A 5,594-nucleotide genomic window follows, 5' to 3' on the forward strand; every position below is an offset into this window, starting at 1 on the left:
GGGAGGCACCGTTCTCGGACGCGGTGACAGGCCCCTGGCTCGAACGTCTCGCGACGATGGCAACCCCCGACGATCCTTCGGCGGCACGCGCCTAGACTCGACGGGTGAGCAGCGACCCCAACCGCGCCGACCTCGGTAAAGACCCGCAGCGCGTCAGCGGCATGTTCGACCAGGTCGCGGCGGCCTACGACCGCACCAACTCCGTGCTCAGCCTCGGCAACGACCGGCTCTGGCGTGTCGCGACGCTGCGCGCGGTGGCCCCCCAGCGCGGGGAGCGCATCCTCGATCTGGCGGCCGGCACCGGCACCTCGTCGATGGCGTTCGTGCCGAGCGGAGCGCACGTGGTCGCGGCCGACTTCTCGAAGGGGATGATCGCCGAGGGGCGCCGCCGCCACGGGAACGTGCCCAACCTCGAGTTCGTGCAGGCCAACGCCACCGACCTCCCCTTCGCCGACGGCGAGTTCGACGCGGTCACGATGTCGTTCGGACTGCGCAACGTCGACGACCCGCGTCGCGCGCTGCGGGAGCTGCGCCGGGTCACCCGCCCCGGCGGACGCATCGTCGTCTGCGAGTTCTCGCACCCGCCGTCCCGCGTCTTCAACGGCCTCTACCGCTTCTACAACGACCGGGTGCTTCCCCTGGTGGCGAAAGCCGTGAGCTCCAACGCCGAGGCCTACGACTACCTCAACGAGTCCATCCGCGACTGGCCGAACCAGCCCACGCTCGCCGCGTGGATGCGGGATGCCGGCTGGGACGACGTGGCGTACCGCAACCTGTCGCTCGGCATCGTCGCTCTGCACCGCGGCATCCGCCCCGCGTCCTAGCAGCCCTGTCAACCGTCGAGATACCCGCGGTCGCGCCCGAGCGCGCCAGGATAGGCTGAAACCGTGACCCCGAGACCGTCCGCGGCCGGCACCCGCCTGTCGGGCAAGCTGGGCCTGAGCGACCGCATCTTCGCAGGATTGCGTTCGCGCACCCTCCTCTCCACGGTGGAGGCGGGTCTGGCGCGCGTCGAGACCGAGCTCGAGGGCGAGGTGCGCAGCGCCGACAAGCTCGCCGACGTCACCGCTCGCTATCTGTACGAGGCCGGCGGCAAGCGCGTGCGGCCGATGCTCGCGATCCTCACCGCCCAACTCGGGCAGGGCACGACGAAAGAGGTCGTCGAGGTCGCCACCGCGCTCGAGTTGACGCACCTCGGGTCGCTGTACCACGACGACGTCATGGACGGCGCCGACAAGCGTCGCGGCGTGCCCAGCGCGCAGACGGTGTGGGGCAACAACATCGCCATCCTCACCGGCGACCTGCTGTTCGCCCGCGCCAGCCAGCTCATGGCCCGCCGCGGAGAACGCGCGATCCAGCTGCAGGCCGACACCTTCGAGCGGCTCGTGCTCGGGCAGATGCACGAGACCGTCGGCCCGCAAGAGGGCGACGAGCCGGTCGATTTCTACCTCAAGGTGCTCGCCGACAAGACCGGTTCGCTGATCGCCGCCGCGGCCCAGTCCGGCGTGATCTACTCGGGCGCCCCCGAGGAGTTCGAAGAGCCCATGGTCGTCTTCGGTGAGAAGGCGGGCGTCGCCTTCCAGCTGCTCGACGACGTGATCGACCTCTCGCCCGACCCGTCCGAGACCGGCAAGGTGCCCGGCACCGACCTGCGCGCGGGCGTTCCGACCATGCCGTACCTGCTGCTCGGCCACCGGTCCGACGCGGCCTCGGCCGACCTGCGCGCACGGATCGACGAGGGCCAGGAGCGCATCGCCGCCGGCGCCGACCCGTCGATCCTCGACACGGCGCTCGCCGAGCTGCGCGACCACGAGACCACGCACGAGACCCTGCGCCTGGCGCACCAGTGGTCGCAAGAGGCGATCGACGCCCTCGCACCGCTGCCCGACAGTGCGGTCCGCGAGGCGCTGACGCGTTTCGCGCGCGCCGTGGCCGACCGCTCGGCCTGATTCCCTTTTCTCCCCACCCCCCGATCGCGATCGAGAGGAACCCATGACGAAGCTGCGCCTCGCCATCGTCGGAGCCGGCCCCGCCGGCATCTACGCCGCAGACATCCTGCTGAAAGCCGAGCGTCAGTTCGACGTCTCGATCGACCTGTTCGAGCAGCTGCCCGCCCCTTACGGCTTGGTCCGCTACGGCGTCGCCCCCGACCACCCGCGCATCAAGGGCGTCATCACGGCGCTGCGCGAGGTGCTGGACCGCGGCGACATCCGCATCTTCGGCAACGTGCGCTTCGGCGAGGACATCACCCTCGACGATCTGAAGCAGCACTACAACGCCGTCATCTTCTCGACGGGCGCCATCCGCGACGCCGACCTCGACATCCCCGGTATCGACGCCGAGGGCTCGTACGGCGCCGCGGACTTCGTGAGCTGGTTCGACGGGCACCCCGACGTCCCGCGCACGTGGCCGCTCGAGGCCGAGTCGGTCGCCGTCATCGGCAACGGCAACGTCGCGCTCGACATCACCCGCATGCTCGCCAAGCACGCCGACGACCTGCTGCCCACCGAGGTGCCCGACAACGTCTACCAGGGGCTCAAGGCCTCGCCGGTCACCGACGTGCACGTCTTCGGGCGCCGCGGTCCCGCTCAGGTCAAGTTCACGCCCCTCGAGCTGCGTGAGCTCGGCGAGCTGCGCGACGTCGACATGGTCGTCTACGACGAGGACTTCGACTACGACGAGGCGTCGAAGACGGCGATCGAGACCAACAAGCAGGTCAAGGTGATCGACCGCGTGCTGCAGCAGTGGCGCACCCGCCCGGGCGTCAACAACGCCGGGGGAGAGGCCTCGCGCCGCCTGCACCTGCACTTCTGGGCCAAGCCGCTCGAGGTCGTGAAGGACGCCGACGGTCGCGTGGCCGCGCTGCGCTACGAGCGCACGAAGCCCGATGCCGAGGGCGGGGTCGTCGGTACCGGCGAGATCCGCGAGGTTCCGATCCAGGCGATCTACCGCGCGGTCGGCTACTTCGGCTCACCCCTGAAGGACATCCCCTTCGACGAGCTGCGCGGCGTCATCCCCAACCACGAGGGTCAGGTGCTCTCGGCCGAGTCGAACTCCCGGATCCCCGGTCTGTACGCGACCGGGTGGATCAAGCGCGGCCCCGTCGGCCTGATCGGGCACACCAAGTCGGATGCCATGGAGACCGTGCGCCACGTCATCAACGACCAGGGCGAGTGGTGGCATCCCGCGCATCCCGAAGAAGAGGCCATCCCGGCGCTTCTCGCCGAGCGCGGCGTCCGCTGGACCGATCTCGACGGCTGGCACCGCCTCGACGAGCACGAGATCGGCCTCGGCGCCCCGCACGAGCGTGCCCGCATCAAGGTCGTGCCGCGCGACGAGATGATCGCGATCTCGCGCGGCGAGTGATCCCCATCGAACCGCCCCGTCTCCGGACGGGGCGGTTCGTCGTTCGCGGGCCGCGCTTCAGGGTGAAATCCCCCGGGATGCAGGTGTAGCTTCCTCGGTGATGGGTGTTCGGAGCCCCTCAGCCCCGGTAGCGTGGCGCCGCTGACGCACAGCGGACGAATGCAAGGAGCATGCAGGTGACCGAAGACGTTGCTCTCGACTACACGACGTGGGACTGGATTCCGGGGGCGGCGGACGAGATGCAATCGTACGTCGAGCGGCTGCTTCAGGAAGCGGGTATCAGGGCACACGACGTCTCAGCGCGGGTGAAATCGATTGCCTCCGCGCAACGCAAGCAGGCGTTCAAACGCTACGCGTCCCCGATGCGCGAAATGACGGACATCGTGGCCGTCCGCATCATCACGTACTCGAACACGGATCGAGCCCGCACCGGCGACCTCATCCGTGAGCGATTCAGCGTCATCGAGGGCGAGGATCGCAACCCCGGAGACGACAAGCCCGAGCGGCTGCGTGGCTATGACTGTCAGCACATCGTCGTGTCCGGTCAGCAGTCGTCCATCGAGACCGACTGGCTGATCTCGGGCGGAAGCCTGTCCCGATTCTTCGATGAACTCGGCGGCATCGAGGTGCAGATCCGCACTGTCGCCGGTCACGCGTGGGCGGAGTTCGAGCACGCGCGTCGATACAAGGGGGCGCAATACGGATCGATCGACGAGCAAGACCAGGAGACCATCGATCAATTGTTCGGTGCGGCGTCAGACGCGCGGCGAGCGCTTGACGAGGTCTTCGTCGCCATCGACCGCATCCTCGCGCGGCCGTCGGTGGACGAGTCGGCGACACATCTGGATGAGAGCGGAGCCGCGCCGACAAGCTCGCACGAGACGGACGACACCGCTCTCACGGCGGAGAGCCTCGCGACCTTCCTCGCCACGCGATTTCCAGATGACCGTCCGCCGAGCGACAGCGGAATCGTCTTCGGATTGCAGCTGGCGGCTGCCTGCGGGATCGACACGATGGGAGCTCTGAAGGCGGCGCTCGAACCCATCGATAGCGAGCAGGTCCTCGACCTGATGGATTACACGACGCCCGTCACCTCGATCCGTCGATTCGACGACGAGCTGCTCGCGAGATTCGGGGAGAAGTACATCCGCGATACGGGTGCTCTCGGTCAGGTCCGCTCGCGTTCACAGCAGTTGGAGTGGCGTTTCGATCGTTTGCGCGGGAAGAGCCGGTACAAGGTGTACTACATCGAGGGAGTCGATCGGCCGGAGCATCTCCCGCTGCGGCCCCTGACCGCGACGGGAGTCGTTCGAGAGCTGGCGGCGCTCATCGCGCGCGAGAAGAGCATCGAGCGCGTGACGGAATTGGATGCGGTCAGTCGGTTCGATGATCTGCCCCGGGGCGCACGAGGCAAGCCGGTCGAGGTTCACCCGGGCGAGGTCATCTGGGTTTCGACGAATCTCAATCGTGACGGGTCTGAGGAACTCATGAAAGATCTCCTCGCTCTGGCAGACGGTCTCGATCTTCGGGTGGAGCGAGACGGACGAACCGTCGCACAGACGCTCGATTCGATTCGGCCGTAGCGGTACCTTCACCCACCGAACGGGACGCTCGCAATTCCGGTCGATGCACCTTCTACTCGATGGCGCCGGAACGTTGACGTGTACGCGCGGAGCGGCCCGCCGATGAAAACAAAGACGCCCTCCGGGAGGGAGGGCGTCGGGCAGCGATCGTGACAATCAACCGCTGCTGTGGTGTTCTCCCAGAATATCACCGCAGGGAAGTGGAGGGGAGTGTGGAAGCCGCAGGGGCAGAACGACTCATCGTCTACATCGATGGCTTCAACCTCTACCACGGCCTGCACGACGCGGCTGGTAACCGGCTGCTATGGCTCGACATCGTCAAGCTCGCGACAACTTTGCGGCCCCGGTCAGCTCTCGTTCAGGTCAAGTACTAGCTGCTGCTGACGCTCACGTGTGTCCGCCGCCTCCAGAGCTGAGGTCGCGCGAGTACCATCCCCCGATCGGCGGGGGCAACCCTCATCCTCGGATTCGCCCCGCCTCGTCAGGATGGGAGCCACGACGCCGGGCACGGACGCCCGCGCACCGAGGCGAGGGGGCCGGATGCGAACGGTGAGACGGATCGTGGCCGGGGCGTCGGTGCTCGCCCTCGCGGGCACACTCGGGGCGTGCGCGGCGGGTGACGGGGTGCCGACCCTCACCTGGTAC

At 68.1% G+C, this 5,594-nt stretch carries 4 protein-coding genes; all 4 read left to right on the forward strand.

Features of this window, described 5'->3' with window-relative positions; all coding sequences use genetic code 11:
* The first annotated feature begins 104 nt into the window (after positions 1-104).
* Positions 105-824, forward strand: coding sequence for a demethylmenaquinone methyltransferase (locus tag QZ433_RS03940; protein ID WP_295780115.1), 720 nt, complete (start codon positions 105-107; stop codon positions 822-824).
* Between the two features lie 63 nt (positions 825-887).
* Entirely contained in the window at positions 888-1,949 is a 1,062-nt protein-coding gene (locus QZ433_RS03945; protein ID WP_295780116.1) for a polyprenyl synthetase family protein, read from the forward strand.
* Positions 1,950-1,992: 43 nt separating this feature from the next.
* Entirely contained in the window at positions 1,993-3,366 is a 1,374-nt protein-coding gene (locus QZ433_RS03950; protein WP_295780117.1) for an FAD-dependent oxidoreductase, read from the forward strand.
* A 176-nt stretch (positions 3,367-3,542) separates the two neighbouring features.
* Positions 3,543-4,949, forward strand: coding sequence for a GTP pyrophosphokinase family protein (locus tag QZ433_RS03955; RefSeq protein ID WP_295780118.1), 1,407 nt, complete (start codon positions 3,543-3,545; stop codon positions 4,947-4,949).
* Positions 4,950-5,594: the final 645 nt, after the last annotated feature.

The sequence above is a fragment of the uncultured Microbacterium sp. genome, assembly GCF_913776565.1.
In the GTDB taxonomy this organism is placed as follows: domain Bacteria; phylum Actinomycetota; class Actinomycetes; order Actinomycetales; family Microbacteriaceae; genus Microbacterium.

Excerpts from the sequence above, each read along its gene's own strand:
- QZ433_RS03950 (WP_295780117.1), top strand. The coding sequence starts at position 1,993 with ATGACGAAGCTGCGCCTCGCCATCGTCGGAGCCGGCCCCGCCGGCATC.